The organism is Pseudomonas sp. MF6755 (genome assembly GCF_016405635.1).
In the GTDB taxonomy this organism is placed as follows: Bacteria; Pseudomonadota; Gammaproteobacteria; order Pseudomonadales; family Pseudomonadaceae; genus Aquipseudomonas; species Aquipseudomonas haemolytica.
Genome location: NZ_JAEKDA010000013.1, coordinates 147,416 through 165,967 on the forward strand (window position 1 = coordinate 147,416; position 18,552 = coordinate 165,967).

At 58.6% G+C, this 18,552-nt stretch carries 17 protein-coding genes; 1 reads left to right on the forward strand and 16 read right to left on the reverse strand.

What is annotated here, in order from left to right:
• Nucleotides 1-818: 818 nt before the first annotated feature.
• From JFT66_RS18660 to JFT66_RS18710, 11 genes are all read right to left on the reverse strand, one after another.
• Nucleotides 819-1,430: a hypothetical protein gene (locus JFT66_RS18660; RefSeq protein ID WP_198859838.1), complete on the reverse strand. Its 612-nt coding sequence runs from the start codon at nt 1,428-1,430 to the stop codon at nt 819-821.
• Between the two features lie 396 nt (nt 1,431-1,826).
• The gene (locus JFT66_RS18665; protein ID WP_198859867.1) at nt 1,827-2,879 is read right to left on the reverse strand and encodes an alpha/beta hydrolase family protein; all 1,053 of its coding nucleotides are present in this window, start codon (nt 2,877-2,879) and stop codon (nt 1,827-1,829) included.
• Nucleotides 2,872-3,099, reverse strand: coding sequence for a hypothetical protein (locus JFT66_RS18670; RefSeq protein ID WP_198859839.1), 228 nt, complete (start codon nt 3,097-3,099; stop codon nt 2,872-2,874). The genes JFT66_RS18665 and JFT66_RS18670 overlap by 8 nt, the downstream gene beginning before the upstream one ends.
• A 61-nt stretch (nt 3,100-3,160) precedes the next feature.
• Nucleotides 3,161-3,451, reverse strand: a complete 291-nt coding sequence (locus JFT66_RS18675; RefSeq protein ID WP_198859840.1) for a hypothetical protein — start codon at nt 3,449-3,451, stop codon at nt 3,161-3,163.
• 9 nt (nt 3,452-3,460) lie between these two features.
• A complete protein-coding gene (locus JFT66_RS18680; protein WP_198859841.1) occupies nt 3,461-4,084 on the reverse strand; it encodes a LysE family translocator in 624 nt (207 codons plus the stop codon).
• A 52-nt stretch (nt 4,085-4,136) separates the two neighbouring features.
• Nucleotides 4,137-5,441, reverse strand: coding sequence for a SidA/IucD/PvdA family monooxygenase (locus tag JFT66_RS18685; RefSeq protein WP_198859842.1), 1,305 nt, complete (start codon nt 5,439-5,441; stop codon nt 4,137-4,139).
• A gap of 10 nt (nt 5,442-5,451) precedes the next feature.
• On the reverse strand, nt 5,452-5,919 hold the full coding sequence (locus JFT66_RS18690; RefSeq protein ID WP_153871699.1) for a GNAT family N-acetyltransferase: 468 nt from the start codon (nt 5,917-5,919) through the stop codon (nt 5,452-5,454).
• Nucleotides 5,916-7,169 (reverse strand): diaminobutyrate--2-oxoglutarate transaminase, encoded by a 1,254-nt coding sequence (ectB, locus tag JFT66_RS18695; protein WP_198859868.1) that lies wholly within the window; start codon nt 7,167-7,169, stop codon nt 5,916-5,918. The genes JFT66_RS18690 and ectB overlap by 4 nt, the downstream gene beginning before the upstream one ends.
• 339 nt (nt 7,170-7,508) lie before the next feature.
• Nucleotides 7,509-8,063 (reverse strand): hypothetical protein, encoded by a 555-nt coding sequence (locus JFT66_RS18700; RefSeq protein WP_198859843.1) that lies wholly within the window; start codon nt 8,061-8,063, stop codon nt 7,509-7,511.
• Nucleotides 8,060-8,632 carry an RNA polymerase sigma factor gene (locus tag JFT66_RS18705; protein ID WP_034116758.1) on the reverse strand — a complete coding sequence of 191 codons (573 nt, stop codon included), beginning with the start codon at nt 8,630-8,632 and terminating at the stop codon, nt 8,060-8,062. Before JFT66_RS18705 ends, JFT66_RS18700 begins: the two co-directional genes overlap by 4 nt.
• Before the next feature lie 92 nt (nt 8,633-8,724).
• Complete coding sequence (locus tag JFT66_RS18710; RefSeq protein ID WP_034116757.1) at nt 8,725-10,353, reverse strand: vWA domain-containing protein; 1,629 nt, start codon at nt 10,351-10,353, stop codon at nt 8,725-8,727.
• Between the two features lie 221 nt (nt 10,354-10,574).
• Between JFT66_RS18710 and JFT66_RS18715 the strand changes: the two genes are divergently transcribed.
• Nucleotides 10,575-12,788 carry a M10 family metallopeptidase C-terminal domain-containing protein gene (locus JFT66_RS18715; protein ID WP_198859844.1) on the forward strand — a complete coding sequence of 738 codons (2,214 nt, stop codon included), beginning with the start codon at nt 10,575-10,577 and terminating at the stop codon, nt 12,786-12,788.
• Nucleotides 12,789-12,811: 23 nt separating this feature from the next.
• Here the strand turns inward: JFT66_RS18715 and JFT66_RS18720 are convergent, their stop codons facing one another.
• The 5 genes from JFT66_RS18720 to JFT66_RS18740 form a co-directional block, all read right to left on the reverse strand.
• Complete coding sequence (locus JFT66_RS18720; protein WP_034116756.1) at nt 12,812-13,462, reverse strand: DUF799 domain-containing protein; 651 nt, start codon at nt 13,460-13,462, stop codon at nt 12,812-12,814.
• Nucleotides 13,459-13,821, reverse strand: a complete 363-nt coding sequence (locus JFT66_RS18725; RefSeq protein WP_034116755.1) for a DUF4810 domain-containing protein — start codon at nt 13,819-13,821, stop codon at nt 13,459-13,461. Before JFT66_RS18725 ends, JFT66_RS18720 begins: the two co-directional genes overlap by 4 nt.
• A gap of 29 nt (nt 13,822-13,850) precedes the next feature.
• A complete protein-coding gene (locus tag JFT66_RS18730) occupies nt 13,851-14,531 on the reverse strand; it encodes a CsgG/HfaB family protein (protein WP_005783620.1) in 681 nt (226 codons plus the stop codon).
• A gap of 208 nt (nt 14,532-14,739) precedes the next feature.
• The gene (locus tag JFT66_RS18735; protein ID WP_198859845.1) at nt 14,740-15,147 is read right to left on the reverse strand and encodes a hypothetical protein; all 408 of its coding nucleotides are present in this window, start codon (nt 15,145-15,147) and stop codon (nt 14,740-14,742) included.
• A gap of 365 nt (nt 15,148-15,512) precedes the next feature.
• Nucleotides 15,513-18,083 (reverse strand): autotransporter family protein, encoded by a 2,571-nt coding sequence (locus JFT66_RS18740; protein WP_198859846.1) that lies wholly within the window; start codon nt 18,081-18,083, stop codon nt 15,513-15,515.
• Nucleotides 18,084-18,552 lie beyond the last annotated feature (469 nt).

Consider the following 18,552-nt stretch of genomic DNA (forward strand, 5'->3'; position numbering starts at 1 on the left):
GCTCCCCATCAGCGTCAGATAGAGAAAACGCCACTGCCGCGACGGAATCGAGCGATTTTCAACCCTTGGCACCCATTAGGCTTGCCACGAGCTCCAACGCACCTTTTTGTGTCTCTTATAGACCGATCACACCAGCAGATGACCTTACATTCACTGAGAAATCTCTCGGGGTACAGATAGACGTAAAGCGCATCCGAGACCGTTTCAGTCATGTCGCATTGTCACACACCTTTAACCTGTCACACTGCCGCACCTTGATTGCCTCACAACGTGCCACATATAAAAATATCCAATTAATTCAACAACTTAATTTCAGTTGCTACACCTATTGCACCTGCTACACCGGTTTGTGATGAAGTACGGAGCCCCCACTCCCCTTTCACTGTAATGCCTACAGCGATACAAAACCTCTGTGGTGTTATCTAAACGGTAAGATGCCGGCCCCGTTTCCCCAAAAGAAACAAAAGGCCTCGCGTCTGTTGTTCCCCAACAACCTCTGATTCTTACTCAAACGACAGTTTCCCTTAGAGACTGAATTCTGCCGGCCCCCCTGAGGAATACCGTGTGACACGGGGTCGGAAACCCGAGGGATCGTAGCGGAAAGTCATCCAGCTTAGTGAACAGTTCACCTGGGCACTTGCCCTACGTCTTGAGCCATCTGAAAGCACCGTTACCAATAGGGTATCGATGCCCTCTTTTCTTCAAAATCCTTTCAATTTCAACCATTGAAATTTCAGTAACTTCCAACGCCTCCCACTAACTCGATCCGGCGGGTTTCATGCCCCGTGTTAAGACAAAACTCCCAGGGTCCCCAGCGCCTACTTGGAGTTCAAGATGGAGTGATTTCGAAAATCAAACCCCGGTAAGGCCCCCTCTAAATAACGGATGGTACGATCTTCCAAAAGAGCTTTGGCACAAGGTAGCAAAGCCTGAACCTCGCCAAGGGTGGGAGCTCGCTCCAACCGTTTCTTGGTCAACAGGTCCATTAGCTCTTTACGAAGCTCGCTAGCTGCCTTTTTAGGTTCAATCCTCGCGTAGACCGACGCTCTTACCAGAAAGCTCGGAAAGGTTTTTTGATAGATCTCAATGAGCTTCCCCCACCGCGAATCATGAAACTCTTTCCCCACCAGATCTTTGACCATTCTATTTGCCTGCCTACGCTTCTCTTGGAGAGCATCCGAATCGGCGTAGCTGTCTATCAACGCCTTCTGGTCCAGGTCTTCTAGAAGTTGCCAAAAATCACTAATCGCCGTGATGACTTCTTGTGCCTGAGCGATTAGCAAGGCGTCGTTCGTGATGATCCCGACGTCCAACGCAAGATGAGCAGCCCCATGAGCGATATTCTCGCTCTCGTAATCATCTTCCTTGCGACCTTTGAATGCGGCGAACCTGATTTGCAAAGCTTGGCTTATTGCTTGGTTGGAATACATCGTGAATCACTCATGTCTTGGCTTCGCTGGCGGCGAAGAACGAACAAAGGGGTAACCACAGAGGCGAAGCTCTCGATCAGAGTTCGCACACCATCATCTGGTGGCGTTTTACCATGGGTAGGTACAGGGAAGGAGTAGCCAGTAAGAAGCGCCCTGTATGCCCACGTGTATGCCTAACCGGAGGACAACCAGGAAAACCCAGTAAATGCAGGTATATGACAGCCCAGTTCAAACGACGCAGGGGCACCCGATACGAATGAAAAAGCCCCAGATCTCTCGACCTGACGCTTTTTTGTTCCTGATGTTCCAAGAAGATCTGGCGCTCAGGCCTAGATCCCTCCGAGGATCACCCCAAGGGCTGCTGAAACCCAGTGTTCATTCTCGCCGCAGCCGATTTCAGTGATTTTCCATTCGAACACCGGCAGCCCGCGCATGAATCCAGTCGCTCATCGCTTCAAGAGCGCCTGGCGCGTAGGCATGACGACCTTCCATTAGAAATCTCATCGTGGTGAACCAAGACCATTCGCCGGTGAGTTGGGTGTTGTAAGACGCCGCCCTCAGGAGCCCATGGGTTGCATTCGGGATGACTTCAATCCGGTTGGCGGGATGGTTGCCCTCAACAGCCTTTCGGTAGAGGGTTGCGTTGGCTTCCGGGTTTACATTCAGATCGTCCGCGCCCCACAACGCTAGCAATGGAATATCGAGTTTTTCCAAAGCGCTGGTTGCATCTTCATGAAGGTTTCGCCGTACGAAAGCCCACCGTTCCGGGCTCATATCACCCAGAAGGGCAATCGGCGGTACTTGTGAAGAGGCAAACAAACGGTCATCGACGGCGGCTATTTCTGCCATCGTTGTTGCGATGTCAGGCGCAGACATCCCTGTGCGTTGCAACCGCGTCCTGGTGTAGTAGTCACCTTGTCGTTGCCAGGATACGGCGCCTCCAACGAGCACCAGAAAGTCGGCTTCACCCGACGCCAGGCGAGGCAGTACCCAGCCGGCTTGTGAAAATCCAAGCGCACCGACAGGGATTCCCTGCAGCGTATTGCGAAGGGTGAACAGCGCGCTGCGCACGTTCACATAGCGGTCCGTCATCGACTGATTGAGCCAATTTCCCTGGGAGCCCCCAATGCCTGGTTTATCCCACGAAACCACAGCGATGCCTGAATCGAGAAGCGCGTTGATGAGTGGGTCGTAACCTTGTTGCGACGTGCGATCTTGCGGGCCATCCCCATGCACCAGAACGACCGCCGCTGTTGCCGGGTGATCAGGAAACCAGAGCGTACCCGTCAGGAGCAGCCCATTTGCTTTGAATGCAAAGGGTTCGCTTGCCCTGCGGTCCAGCCCATAAGCATCAAACCGCACGAGAACCAAAAAAACGCTAGTCAGGATGAGACCAGCGGCGCAAATCAACCACAGGCGGTAACGCTTCATCCAGCTCACGTCATGCATAGCCACTATCTTTTCCTTTCATAAGCACCGTCTGCTCACCGGCCAAAATCGTCGGTGCAGCCAGATGCCCATCATCCCCCCTCAGCGCCTCGCGCAACACCTGCTCCAACACAAAAACACACTGGATATGCGCCTGTTGATACGAGAAGAAGACCGTACCTGCTTTGACCACCGCAAAAGTGAAAAGGTACTGGGCCTGAGCTTTCGCTCGCTGGTACATGGCCCACGGCGGATTACAAAAAACCCCAGGTCGAGAGACCTGGAGCTTTTGGTGTGAGCCTTCAGCACGCCCATTTGAAATCTTGAAAAGCTACCCCTGTCGGCACTGAGTAAACCCTGCGTCGAGCAGCCTGCAATGACGCCGCATAATTGATACCCGGCCCAAACCCATCAATCACCCGAAAAACCCCCTCAAGATGACAATCCAGAATCAACGTCACCCCCAGATAATCCCTCACCAACTCCCCCGACAAATCGCTCAGCACCAACGCCTCCGGCGCCAGGTCAATCAACAGCCAACTACGGTGCTTGAAGCGCCCCCCCACATCCTTGAGCAACGCGTTCCATTCCATGGCTTAGCCTCATCGACTGGCGATCAGCACGGGAATGGCGTTGTTCAGTGAAAACGCCACGAGGAATACGGCCAGCCCTACGTCGATCTGCCGAGTGTATTTGAGGAACAGCGCCTTGATCGGGCCCTGGCCAAATAGCAGTGCCACCACGGAGTACCAGATGATTTCGAGCGTCGAGCACAGCAGCACCACCAGGACTTTTTCGATATCTGTGCGCGGCGATGAAAGAAAGCCGGCGTAGATACTGATCATGAAGGCGATGGTTTTCATGTTGCTGATGTTGGTGATGACGCCCACACGATAGGCCTTGGCGAAGCTGGTCGCGCCCGGAGCGGTGCTGTCGGCGGTGCCGGGGTTTTTTGCCAGTACGCTTTTGATGATGCTGTAGGCGATGTACAGCAGATAGGCCGAGCCGCATAGCGTGGCGACTTTGGAAAACGCCGGGTATTGATGCAGCAACGCCGCCAGGCCCAGCAATGAGATAGTCGAGAAAAACACGCCGACCGTGCAGATGCCCAGGGTCGCACCGATACCGGTCGAGACCGACCCCAGCGAAGCAAAGCGGCTGACAATGATGAAGTTAGGCCCCGGGCTTATCACCGCCAGGATGTAGATCAATGCTGCTGTAAACATGGGAACTCCTTGTAGGAGGCAGCAGCCGGCGCAGGCTGCTGCCGAGGGCAGGTCAGGCCAATGCGTGCAGCGGGGCTTCGGCCTGTGCGAGTTTTTCCTCCAGGGACGCGAGGATGTGTTCGACGCGCAGCGAAATCAGGCTGAATGAGCCGGCGTCCCCCAGGCCGTGGGAGCTTTCGCATAAGCCGTTGAGAAACACCGCGGGCAAGTCCTCCAGCGCCGTCAGGCTGTAATCGCGGTTGACCACCAGCGCGCCGTGGGCGTCCGCTCGAAAGCGTGCGTGATAAGGCGCCAGCAGTGGCGGATAGAGCTCGCCGTTTTCTTTGGCGGCAATGTCCTTGAAGCCGGTGGCGAGCACCAGTGCGTCCAGCGCCAGGGTGGAGTGGGTCAGTTGATTGACCTCCTTGAGCCCCAGCTCCACCTGCCCCGATGCACCGATCTGCGCCTGTTCAATGGCGATGTTGTTGAGAATGTGGATGCGTTGCTTGCCCTGCAACTTTTCCTCATGAATGCGCACGTAGAGCGCGTTGATCACATCTTCATCGGCCGAGCTGTAATTGGTGCCGCGCAGTTGCTTGTCCACCCGCGCCTTGGCCTCGGGCGGCAGGTTGAAGTAGTAGTCGATAAATTCCGGGAAATACACCTTGTCGCTGAATGGGCTGGTGTCCTTGAGCCGGAAGCTGAAGCTGCGGTGCAGCGAGTAGATGTCTTTGTCGGGGAACCTGGCGGTCAGGTCGAGCACAATTTCCACGGCACTCTGGCTGGAGCCCACCACACCGATGCGCTGCACGCTGGAAGGTAGCTTGTTGAGGCGCTCCAGGTAGTGATTGAGGTGGAACACCTGAGGGCCAGTCAGGCCCTCGAACACCGCCGGGATATTCGCCGTGCGCCCGGTGCCGAGCACGAGGCTGCGGCCGTAAATGACGCGCTGATCGTTATAGGTGACCTTCCACACCTGCTCGCCTTTGAATAGCAACGGCTCGACCCGTTGGGCGAACGCAGAGGATTCGACACTGCCCAGAAAATGCCCGGCGACCCATTTGATGTACTCGGCATATTCGCGCCGCAGCGGGTACGTCAGCGGCAGGTTGAGGTAGTCGAACAGGCGACCGGTTTCTTTCAGGTAATTGACGAACCCATAGTGGCTGCGCGGGTTTCGCGGGGTGACCAAGTCGCGCAGGGGGTTGTTCTGGATATCCGAACCGCTGAGCAACATTTCATCCTGCCAGTCCGGCGTTTGCTTGGCGTCCAGGAAGCGATAGGTCAGCGCGGAAGCGGACTCTTCAAGGCCAATAGCCAACGCCAGGTTGGAGGGGCCAAAACCAATACCCACGATATCGAAAACAGTGTCTGACATGGAAAAGCTCCTATCCCTGGATTGGCTTCAATGGAAGATGGTAATAGTGATATGCCGTGTTTTCGATAAACCCAAAGCGCGTGTATAAGTTTCGTGCCTTCGGGTTGTCGTCTGCGCCCTCGATGAATAACTGCTTGGCGCCGGTTGTTTGTGCGAATGCCTTGGCGGCATTCAATAACGCCAGGCCAACACCCGCCCTTCGCTTTGACGCTTCAACATATAAGTCATTGAGTATCCACAGGCGTTCTAGTGTGACGCTTGAAAAGCTGGGGAAGAGTTGCGTAAACCCAATAACTTCATTGTTTACTTGCGCGACAATAATAATCGACTCGCCTAAAAAGAAGCGTTGTTGAATAAAGGCCAGAGAGCGGGCCAGGTCGGAAGTTTCACCGTAGAACTCGCGATATTTATCCAGCAAGGGCGCAATGGCAGCGGCGTCATCGAGGGACGCGTGCCGGGTAACGATGGCATCGCTCATGGTGTGATCACCTCGGTAAACGCTTGCTCGAGAATCTGCACGCCTTGGTTGATCTGCGCCGCAGTGATGGTCAGGGCCGGAAGAAACTTCAGCACCTGGTTATCGATGCCGGAGGTTTCAATGATCAGCCCATGTGCATAGGCGCGCGCAGCGACTTTTTGCGCGAGGCTCGCGTCCTCGAACTCGATACCCTTGAAGAACCCGCGCCCTTTCAGGCGGTTGGGCGCCTTGGCGGCGAAACCTGCGGACAACCTCTGCAGCGCATCATGCAGCACACCCGCCTTGGCCTTGAGCGCCTGCGTGAAACCCGCGTCGCTCCAATAGTGGTCGATCACGGCCTTGCCGGTGACGAACGCCAGGTTGTTACCACGAAACGTGCCGTTGTGCTCCCCCGGCTCCCACACATCCAGATGGGGCGCCAGCAACACCAGCGACATGGGCAAGCCGTAGCCGCTGATCGACTTGGACAACGTCACGATGTCTGGGGTAACGCCAAGGGCTTCGAAGCTGAAGAAGTCACCCGTACGCCCGCAGCCGGCCTGGATATCATCGATGATCAGCAGGATGTCATGGGCCTGGGCGATGCGCTGCACGGCGTGTACCCAGGCGGCCGAGGCACTGTTCACACCGCCCTCGCCCTGCACGGTTTCCAGCACGATGGCCGCCGGCTTGTCGATGCCACTGCCGCTGCGCAACATCCTGTCCAGGTACAGCGAAGTGTCCACGCTGTCGCCGAAGTAGCCGTCATAGGGCATGAACGTGACATTGCTCAGGGTCACGCCGGCGCCGGCTCGCTTACGCGGGTTGCTGGTCAGGGCCAGGCTGCCCAGGGACATGCCATGGAAGGCATTGGTAAACGCTACGATGTTCTGGCGCCCGGTGTACTTGCGCGCCAGCTTGATCGCCGCCTCTACCGCATTGGTGCCGGTGGGGCCGGGGAACTGCACTTTGTAACGCAGGTTGCGTGGGGCCAGCACCTGTTCTTCGAATGCGGTGAGGAAGGCTTTCTTGGCGGTTGTCTTGAAATCCAGGCCGTGGGTGATGCCATTTTGCGCAATGTAGTCGAGCAGCGCGGCCTTTAATACCGGGTTGTTATGCCCGTAGTTCAAGGCACCGGCCCCACTGAAAAAGTCGATGAACAGCTGACCTTGTTCACTGGTCAGCGTCGAACCCTCAGCGGTGTGGAACGTGTCGGTAAAGTCCCGGCAATAAGAGCGTACGTTGGACTCTTTAAGCTCGAATATATCCAGGGGTTGTTGCAGCTCAGGCACTGCCTGCGCCAATGAGTAATTCAGCGTAGCCGTCATATCAGGTACCGTTTATCAATCCAATTGAATGGACTTCCAACAGGTAGAGCTATTTCCCAGTGGCCATGTAGCGAATGCTGAGAAGACTTTAATCCTTGAAGTCCGCATGCAACTTTTCATCCAATGAAACATGACCCGCTCTGTTGGCCAGCAGGAACAATGACGTCTTTCGCCTATTAAACTAGCAGCAATTACTCCCTGAGCAACTGAATATAAATTCATATGCTTATGACGCATTTCAACCGGTCGGCGATGGTATCGATGGATACCATCGCCATGGGGTCAGTGAGGCTGCAATGCTTTGAGCCGCTCCTCGAGGTTCTGTGCAGGAAAGCGTTTTTGCAACTCGGCGAGTTTTGCCGTCGCTGCCGCGTCATCGCCTGCCTTGCGCAGACGCAACACCTCCTGCAAACCCTGCTCGAGCGGTTCCGGCACAGCGCGCTTGGCCATTTTGGCTTGGGGCAAGGCATCGCTGCTCATTTCGGCACTGAACGATTCGACGCGTGGCGGCGCGCTCATAGGCGCAGGTGCAGGCGCAGAAAACGTAGCCGGGGCAGCCAGGCGCGTGTTCGGCGTGTGCTCAAGCTCGCTGGTGCGCGTGACCACACCCACCAGCAACGCCACACCGGCAACGCTGGCGAAAGCCATTTGCCAACGTGGTTGCTGGCACGCGCGCAGCCAGCGTTGCCACAGGTTGGGCGAAGGTTTTGGTGCCTCGCGGTGGGCGGTGGCCAAAATGAACGCGTCCAGTGACGCCGGTGGCTCGCCGCTGCTGTGTTGACGAAAGTGCTGGATCAGCTCGTCGTCGGTGTCCGGAGCATGTTTGGAGTGGTTCATGCGGGTATCTCCTCGGCCAGCAGGCGGCGCAGTTTCTGCTGGGCGTAGCGCAGGCGGCTTTTTACGGTTTCCAGCGGGGTGCCGGTGAGGGCGGCGATTTGCGGTACTTCGAGCTCGCCGTGCAGGCGCAGCAGGAAGACTTCGCGCTGGTCTTCGGGCAGGTCTTGCAGGGCGGCGTCGAGGCGCGCCTGGTCGCGGCTCAGGCTCAGTTGCTGCTCGGGGCCGGCGCTGCTGTCGGGTTGGGCGTGCAGCTGTTCATCGTAGCTGTCGTGCAAGGGGTTGTGGATGCCGTGCTTGCGCCAGTGGTCGATCAGGCGGTTACGGGCGATCTGGAACAGCCACGTACGAAAACTCGCCCGGCCCTGTGGCTGGGTGTTGCTGCGGATCAGGCTGAGCCAGGTGTCCTGGTAGATTTCTTCGGCCAGCTCTGCCTTGTTGCTCAGGGACATGAGGAAGCGGTACAGGCCTTGGCGGTGGCGCGTGTACAGGGCTTCAAATGCGCCAGCGTCACCGGTTCGGTAGCGGGCCAGTAGCGATTCGTCGCTGGGTGAGTCGTCTGGAACGGCCATGTAGGTGGCGAACTCCTTTTGTCAGCCGAAGCAGGATCAAGTGTGGGAGGGGGCTTGCTCCCTCCCACATTTGAACATTGTTGTGGGCGAGATCAGTGTTTGAGGCTCTGGGCCAACTCCACCAGTTGCACGAATTCATTGCGCAGGCCGAACGGGTCATCGCCGCGGGCCGAGCGGGCAAGTTTCGCGGTGTCCTGCAAACTCATGCTGCCAGTGTAGCGGCCATCGCCCTTGAGCTGTTGGGCGAAGGCAGCCACGGCGGCCGAGAAGCGCAGGTCGTCGCTGGCCGGGGTGGACTGGTTAGCGATAGGGCGTTCGATCAATTGGCTGTTGCCGCCCGCAGCGGGCTTGTAGCGCACCCGTAGCATCGCCAGCTCGGCGGATGTGCCTTCGGCCGTCGGCGCATTGGCATAGCGCAACGGCTCCAACCAACCCTTCTCGCCCTTGGGCACGATTTCGTACAGCGCGGTCACCGTGTGCCCTGCACCGATTTCGCCGGCATCGACCTTGTCGTTGTTGAAATCCTCACGCTTCAATGCGCGGTTTTCATAGCCCAGCAGGCGGTATTCGCTGACTTGGGCGGGGTTGAATTCCACCTGCAATTTCACATCCCGGGCGACCACGGCCAGGGTCGAGCTGAGTTGCTCCACCAGCACCTTGCGCGCCTCACGCAGGTTGTCGATGTAGGCGTAGTTACCGTCGCCTGCGTCGGCCAGTTGCTCCATCAGGTGTTCGTTGTAGTTATCCACACCAAAGCCAAGGGTGGTCAGGGACACGCCGCTTTTGCGCTGCTCGACCGCCATTTGCTTGAGGCTGTCAAAGTCGCTGATGCCCACGTTGAAGTCACCATCGGTGGCCAGCAGGATGCGGTTGATACCCTTGTCGATAAAGCCTTCGCGGGCCATCTGGTAGGCCAGTTCGATGCCGGAGGCGCCTGCGGTGGAGCCGCCGGCCGTGAGTTGGTCGATGGCGTTGCGGATCTTGCTTTTGTCACGCCCGGAGGTGGGCTTGAGCACCACGCGGGATTCACCGGCATACACCACCAATGACACTCGGTCCTGATCGCGCAGTTGATCCACCAGCAATTTCAGCGTGCTTTTCACCAGCGGCAAGCCCTCGCGGCGGTCCATGGAGCCGGACACGTCCACCAGGAACACCAGGTTCGCGGGGGCAAGATCCGCCACGGCCCGGTCGGAGGCCTTGATGCCGATGCGCAACAGCTTCGTGCGTGGGTTCCACGGCGTGGCGGCGAGCTCGGTGGTCACGCCAAAGGGTGAACCGTCGGTGGGCAATGCGTAGTGGTAGGGAAAGTAGTTGAGCATTTCCTCCAGTCGCACAGCACCTTCGGGCGGCAGACTGCCTTGGTTGAGGAAGCGTCTTACGTTGGCGTAGCTGCCGGTATCGACATCGACGCTGAAGGTGGACACCGGCGTTTCAGCGACGCGATGCACCGGGTTATCCGGCAGGTTGGCGTATTGCTCGCGGGGTTCGCTGCGCTGATCCAGGGTCGCCCTTTCCTGCATTCGCATCGGTGCTGGCATGGCCATGCGCTTGGCGAAAGTGGCCGGTACCGGCGCGCTTTGCAGTTCAGCGACGGGCGGCGGTTCAACAGGCTTGGCGACATCAGGGGAAGACGACAGCCCACACCCGGCCAGCGCTACCAGCAGGGTAACGGCAAAGCCTTGGGCAGCAGGACGCAGCAAGAGCAGAGGGCGGGACATGGGCTGAACCTCGTGAATGAATGATCCGTTCAACAGATCAGACGTAATGCAGCCCTGGTACGGGTTAAACACGGGCGTCTCTTTCGATCACCGCGTCACACCTCGAGATATAACCCGTTGAACCTGATATGACGCCAAACCACTGAGTGAAGGTCCGCCTCCCTGTCAGAACAGTCTATTTTTTTCTGTCTTCGGGAGGCTTTTCAATCAGGGAAACCGCGATGACCTCCGTAAACAACAACCTCACACACCGCTATGACCCGCCTTCATTCGCCCAACGGCCCAGCTATGCCGAGGCCTTTTCAGACAAGCCCTCCTACACCACCGAGAAAGCGGCAGAGCAAATCACCCGAACGGGCTATCGTTGGAAAGAGCGTAACCAAGACGGCACCACCCCTATCTCCTATCGCTTTTTCAAACCCTCGCAAGCCACCTACAACACACCCGCCGGCGCTAACGAGTTCTCCCCGTCTCAAAAAGAGCAGGCCAGGCGCACCATGCAGGCTTGGGCAGATGTTGCCAATATCGCCTTCACTGAAAATGCACCCCATGCCAAAGGGCAACTTTTACTGGGTAATGACCCGCACACCGGCCTGGCGGGATATGCGTCTTATCCAGGCATCTACAGCGACGGCACACAAGCCTGGCTCGCGTCAGATGGTACGAATCGCCCCTTCACTCACGGTAGTCTCGGCCGGTATGTGCTGGCCCATGAGATCGGCCACACCCTTGGGCTTATGCATCCCGGCAAATACAACAATGGCGGCAGTTACGCTGATAACGCCAGCTACGCCGAGGACAATCGTGCCTACAGCCTGATGAGTTACTGGTGGGCAGGCCATCTCGGTCATGATCACAACAAGAACGGCCAAACCCACTATGCCAGCGCGCCGCTGATGGACGACATCACCGCCATCCAAAAGCTCTACGGTGCCAATTTCAAAACCCGCGACACCGACACGGTCTACGGCTTCAACGCCACTACCGGGCGTGACTTCCTCAGCCTCAACTCACCCGACGACGCGCCGGTATTCAGCGTGTGGGATGGAGGCGGCAACGACACCCTGGATTTTTCGGGGTTTTATCAGGACCAGACCATCAACCTGAAGGCTGAACATTTCTCCGATGTCGGCGGCATGAAAGGCAACGTCTCCATTGCCAAAGGCGTGACGCTGGAAAATGCCATCGGCGGCACAGGCGCTGATCGACTCATCGGCAACCACGCCGATAATCGCCTGACCGGTGGCCTGGGCCGGGACATGCTTACCGGTGGGCTGGGCAAGGATACGTTCGTCTATAACAACGCCAGCGAGTCCACCGAACAACGCCCGGACCTGATTACCGATTTCACCAGCGGGCAGGACAAGATCGATGTGTCCGCCGCGCTGCAGGCCGCCAGTATCAAGGACCTGCACTTTGTCCGCCGTTTCAGCGGCCGGCCGGGCGAGGCGTTGCTCGGCTATGACCCGCGCACACGCCAACACAGCCTGGCCATTGACCTGAACGGTTCCGGCCAAGCCGACCTGTATATCGTAAGCCAAGGGCTAATCAAGCCTGGAGACGTGACCAGCCAAGCGTCCCTACCCGACAGTGCGCCAACCCCGCCCATTCAGGTCAAGCCTCAACCGCTAGGCCCGCAACCGCCCTCGCTACCGATTAAGGCACTGCACAAGCGACACACCACGCCAGTCACCGTGCCACAACAGGCGCCCTTCTCCTTGCAGAATCACGCCAGCGCCTCCCTCAAAGGCACGCCGATGCATGCAGCGGCCAGGGCCGTGGGCAGTATTCGCGAAGTTAGCGTCACACGGGATTCATGGGGCTACGAACGCGTGCATTCCCGCGCATTGGGTACCGGCTCGCTGATCAACGATGGCAACAGCGTGTTGACCAACCAACATGTGCGCGACGCGCTGGCCAGGGGCAGCAAGCTCGAGCTTTGGCTGGGTTATGAACAAGACAACAGCGGCCGGATGAAGGTAGGGCGCAAAGTGCCGTTGGACCCCAAGCCGCTCAGTGGGGATGCCCGGCTGGACTATGCCGAGCTGCGTGTCGACTTGCCTGCCCAAGAGCGAAAGACCTTGGCCGAGCAGTTCCCGCCCCTCACGTTGGCCGCCCACCCACAGGCATCGCCTGGGCAGAAAGTCTTTATGCCCAACCATGGACAAGAGGCCCTCGGCATTTCATTTCTAAATACCAAGGGCCAACCCACCACACTCAAGGGATACGACCAGGACAGCCCTTATCAGGGCACTGTCTACCACGATGCCTTCAAGAAACCCGGCACCTCCGGTTCACCGCTGATCAGCGTCGATACGGACGAGATCGTTGCCTTGCACAACGGCTCCATCGGCACCAACGTCAACGGGCACCGTGACTCCATGGGCACGGCCACCCGCATCGACTTGATTCAACAGCACCGTCGTCAGAGGTGACGCTGTTTACGGGTTGCCGCTGATCAGTCGGTGCCGTACTTGGGGTTACGCGGGCCGTACAGAATCCCGGTGCGTTGCCCTGCCGACAGCAACCGCGCACTGGTGATACCGGCAATCGGATGCGCCGCATCGGTGGAACTGTTGATCACCTGCTTGACCGCTGCCGTGATCAGCATGCCCACCAGGCCGCCGCCATTGTTGTTGCCTTCCTCGCTGGAAGCCCGTGCCGAACCGGTCCACAAGGTGGTGCCGGTGCGCAGGTCCACCAGCTTGGCCGAGGCCGTCACCGAGGTGTCGCTGGAGATCAGCATGTACTGGGTGCCGTACTGGCTGATAGTGATGTACAACGCCGCGTCCGCACCAAAGATCTCGTGCAGCTTGGCCGGCAGTACGGCCTGGATGTCGTTGGCGGTGGTCAGGCCGTTCTGGCGAAAGGTTTCATCCACCAGGGCAATCGGCATCACGTAGTAGCCGGCTTCGGCCAACGGGTACGTCACCTGCGATACCAGGCTGTAGGACGCCTGCACTTCCGGCGACTCATTGATCGGTGGCAGTACCAGGATCGACTTGGGTCGCGCCTGCTTGTACGCCGTGTAATCAATGGTCTTGGGCGCCGCGCAACCGCCGAGCAACGCCAGGGCCAGCAAGGCGCCGGTGAGTTTTAACAGGCTCATTTAGTGGCGACTCCGGTCTTGGCGTTTTTCAGCAGAAAGTCCATGTACGCAGCGGACTCAGGGAACAGTGCCTTCTCGGTGCGAAGCTCCTGCACCATCTGGTCATCCTTGCCCATGTTCATGTACAGCATGCCCAGGTGCGCGTGGTAACCCGGCGGTGCCTTGCGGCCACTGGCGTTGATCTTTTGCAGGTCACGCTCCAGTGCTTCCACCTGCGCTTCCTTGGGCTCGCCCTTGAAATACTCGTATACCTGCGGCTGGTAACTTTCCCATTGATACAGGGGCTGGGGCGCCGTCTGGCACCCGGTTACCGCTGCGATTGCTGTCAGCGTCAGCGCCAACTTCACTGCCTTGCTCATCCGTGTACTGCTCCTTGAGGTGTTGCTGATCAGTTACGCGGGTTCCAGGCACCGGCGTTGATGCCGTCCACCAGGCGGTTGATCGCTTCGCGCATGGCCAGGTCCAGCACCTTGCCATTGAGGGTGGAGTCGTAGCTGGCGGTGCCGCCGAAGCCGATCACTTCACGGTTGGACAGCGCGTACTCACCGGCGCCCTGGGTGGAATACACCACTTCGGAGGTGTTGATGTTGACGATATTCAGCGCGACTTTGGCGTAGGCCACTTGGGTCTTGCCACGGCCAAGGATGCCGAACAGCTGGCGGTCGCCGGTCTCTTTGCGGCCGAACTCGGTCACGTCGCCAGTCACCACGTAGTCAGCGCCCTTGAGCTTCTGCACGGTGCCTTTGATTTTGGCTTCCTGGGAGATTTCGCCCATGTTGTCGCGGTCCAGCACGCTGAAGCGGTTGGTCTGCTGCAAGTGGGTGATGAGGATGGTCTTGGCCTGGCCGCCGAGACGGTCGACGCCATCAGAGAAGATGCCGCGCATGTAGCTGGAGCGGTTGTCGAACTTGCCCACGGCAATCGGTACACGCACACCGGAATAAGCCACGTGGGCGCTGGCGACTTGCTCCACCGGCATGGCGCGGTTGCTCTCGGTGGCGCAACCGGCCACGGTCAACAGCGCCGCGGCGGTGAGGCCCGACAGCAGGATTTTGGACAGTGTCTTCACAGGGTGCTCCTTGGGTGAGGAAATCAGCGTTGCTGGGTTTTCCAAGGAGTTAGGCAGCCTGACAATACGCTGGCCTGAATTCTTCCCTGAAAGACTGTGATGCAACGGCTGCGGCATTTTACGGGGTTGAGAGCGGTTCTCAAGATGTTTCGGCCATGCACAGATCCAAATGTGGAGGTCTGCAGTGTGGCTTAGCCAGTGGGAGCGCTTAACGCGCCTGCTGCTGGCGCGGCTCTGCGCAAAACTGCTCCCACCCTTTTTCGATGCGGCCGGTGTATTTGCCGCAGGACGCGCCCTCCAATGCGGCATCGAGCTCATCGCGCTCTGGCGAAAACCATATTCCATCGGCCACATAGGCCGCGCCCGCCGCCAGCACGAGCACCACTGCCAACCGGGTCGCCATGTAGCGCGCAGTGGCCCGAGGCGTACGCGAGCGCTCGAATACAAACGCGAACAGCAGCCCAATGCCGCCCATCAGAAAAGCACCCGGCGCCGCCCCGAAGATGGCCCCCGTCGTACTATCGAGGCGGGCCCACGCCAGCATGAAAATGCTTGCACTGATGAACATCAACAGCAGGCACACACCCTGTGCCAGTCGATAGCCAAATACCCTCATCTAAACCTCGCTCCTGCAATCAATAGGGTCATGCCTGCGTCGGCAGGCTTACTTGAGTTCCTTCACCAGATACCAATTAAGAGGACAGAATTATTAAATTGTCCCCTTTGACCCTGTTCTGACCCAACGCTCCGGATTCACGCAAACCAAATGCAAGGGCTAGCCGGAATGCTGGCCAGTCAAGCGCAGGTCCCCTGTGGGAGCGGGCTTGCTCGCGAAGGCGTCGGCCCAGCAAACATTGATGTTGACTGACCCACCGCTTTCGCGAGCAAGCCCGCTCCCACATTTGATCTTCGCTGCTTTGAGCATTTCGTTCGCTTAACTGACCGGCATTCGGGCTTGCCCACAGGGCTCAGCGGTGTTGGTTAGAACGCGTAGCGCGCCTTGAGCATGACGCCGTCAGCATCGAAACCGCTGCGCGCCTGGCGGGTGTAGCTGGCGCCGACGGTGAAGTCCGACACCTGGTAATTCACCCCCACGCTGGCTTCATAGCTGTCACGCGCCACCGACGCACCGGTGACGGTAAACGCCGAACCACCCGCCACGAAGTTGGAAGTTTGCGCGACGCGGTCACCCATCAAGTCGTGGTAAGCCATCAATGTGGCTTCCGGCTGTAACGTGCCGGTGCTCAATGGAAGGTTGGCCGCCAGGCGTATACCGGCACCCAACTCGCCCACTTCATAACGCTGCGAAGCCGTGCTCAAGGCCGCTGACGAACCTTTCTCGGTAAAACCATCCATGCGCACGTTGGCATAACGCGCAGCCAAACGCGGCTCGATCACCACCGCCTGGGACGGCTTGAAGCTGTAGCCGCCGACCACGCTGGCCGACAACACATTGCTGTCATAGCTGCCCTTGGCCGTGGTGCCCGCGACGTGGCGCTTGTTGTCATTCTCGTTATGGCCGTAGCCGAGGCTGCCATCCACGAACCAGTTCTGCAGCGCCCAGTTGCCGTACAGCGACAGCGCATGGCCCTCGACGTCGGTCTTGTTGCCCAGGTCCGAATGGATATTCGAGTTGAGGTAGCTGTAGGCCACGCCCAGGGTGGTGGTGTCGCTCAAGCGACCGTCCACACCCACCGCCATGCCGCTGCTGTTGGCCGAGTAGCCGTTGTTGCCGCTACGACCGTCCTGGTCCATGTTGCTGCTCAGGCCTTGCACCCACACACCGCCAGTCTGGTGGCTGTCGCGCTGCTCGGTGAGGCGGTTGAAGATCGCACCGTTGACCACGGTTTGCCCCGACAGGGCCACGTCGAGGGCGCCACGGTTGACGTCCGGATTGAGCTGGTCGGCAACCTTCGCCAACTGCTGTGCAGTCCCGGCGCTGGCCAAGGCCTGGAACACCTTATCGTCCTGGCTGAGTTGACCGAGCACTTCATTTTTTACCACATTGACCGCAGTAGCAGCCGACGCCCCAGCGCCGACACCCGCCAACTCATGCTGCACTTGCTGATCGCTTTTCACCGCCACCACGGCCTTGACCGTCTGCGCATCCGCCGAGTAGCTGAGCACGTCCAGCAACGATGACGCGCTGGCGACGGCCACGCCGTTGTTCTGCAGGTTGGTGGCTTGCAGCAAAGTGTATTGCGTACCGGCCTTGGGCGCGGCGAAGTCGCCAGGGTTGGCGCTGATAGTCAGCTTGGAGGCCTGGGCCAGGTTGGCTGTACCGTTGACCGTGAGGTACGGCGTGGTCGGCACCACACTGTCGGCCAAGTGCATATCAATGCCCGCACCGCTGGCCACATTGAGGGTGCCGGTGACGGTGGTGCCGGGCGCGGAGAGGTTCAACGAACCTGAGTTGACCGACACCGGCGCGATGATGCGACTGCCAGTGAAACCTGCCTGGCCGTCGACGTTGACCGCGTTGAGGTTGAGCAGGTCGCCGGTGATTTGGCCGCCGGTCCAGTTCAAGCTCGCGAGGTTGTTAGCGTCGATAGCAGTCCCGCTGCCGCTGCGGATTTCGCCGGCTTGCTGGTTGATCTCCAGCGGCGCCACCGGGCGCGTGGGGTCGAGGTAAATGGCGGTGGCATCGGCGCTGATCACGCCACGGTTGACGACGCCCCGTGCACCGCTCGGTACGTTGTTGGTGAAGGTTGCGCCACGCAAATCCACGGCGACGGCATTAACGCCCTTGGCCTCGATAGTGCCGGTGTTGAGCAGGTAGTCGATATTGCCGCTGTAAAACTGCACCGCTTTTGCCTGGTCGCCGAGCACCGAGATCAGCCCGCTGTTTTCAATTTTCAGGTCGTTGGTGTCGGTTTCGATCACGAACCCCAGCGCCTCTCCACCGGTAACACGCAGGGTGCCGGAGTTAAGAATCTTGCCGCCGACGGTGACCGGCATGTTGTTGTGCGTGTCCAGGATCAGCCCGTAACCGTAGTAGGAGGTGACATCCACCACGCCGGAGTTGATCACATCGCCGCCGACACTCGTGCCGTTCAGGTAGATACCCTCGCCGTCGCTTTCCGGCCCCGAACCCGGCACGTCAACGGTGATGATGGTTCCAGAGTTGATCACACTGCCGCCGACGTTTGCCGCGCCGACTTCAAACCCTTCTGCCCAAATCTGGTTGGTCAGCCTGATCGTGCCCGCTTGAACGACATCGCCGGTGATGGTCCCACCCCGGCTCGTGAGGTCTGAATCCAACGCACCATCCACAACAAACCCGCGTATGTTCAGGCCACTGCCATCGATGGTGTAATCGGCGCGATTGGTCAGCGAACCCTGGATATTGGTATCGGCCACACTCGCGCCATCAACATAGCGCTGGGTCGCTACCACATTACGTGAACCCACCAGGGTGACCGGCTCGTTGAACACTTGGTCTTTCCAAACGTTCTGGCCAGTGCTCACATCGAATTCCACCGCGCTTGCGTGTGCGGCGCCGGCGCTGACCATCAGGGCCAACAAGGTTTTCTGGAACGGCTTGCGCTTCATTTCAAACTCCATGAACTACAGTCAAAGCCGCCAATACGCCCGGCGGCAGTAGGTGTGCTGAGCGAAAGGATCAATCGATCCGAATGATGCCCCCAGGGCGCCTTTGCAAATCGCAGGCGCGAGCCGGTGCACCGTGGGCGGTGGCACAAAGGGGCTGTAAGGGGGAGAGGTTCACATTAATCCTTAATGTTATTGAAAACGCTGCAGTCCATGCAGCCCGACCGATTGCGGGTGGGCGGGGTAAAGACACTGGGATAAACAAAATGTTCAAAGCCCAGGGTGGAGGCGCTTCACAATGGAAGGTATTGCATGAGGGGTGGTGCCATTGTTGTGATGCCTTGCGCGGTTTTGGGTGGGGGGCTTATAGCCCGGCGGTCGCTCAAAAAGCGACCGGGTCTGGCTACCCGAAGAACGAGCCCTCAATAATCAATGGAAAGAAATAAAGGAGAAAGAAAAGAAAGAAAGAAAA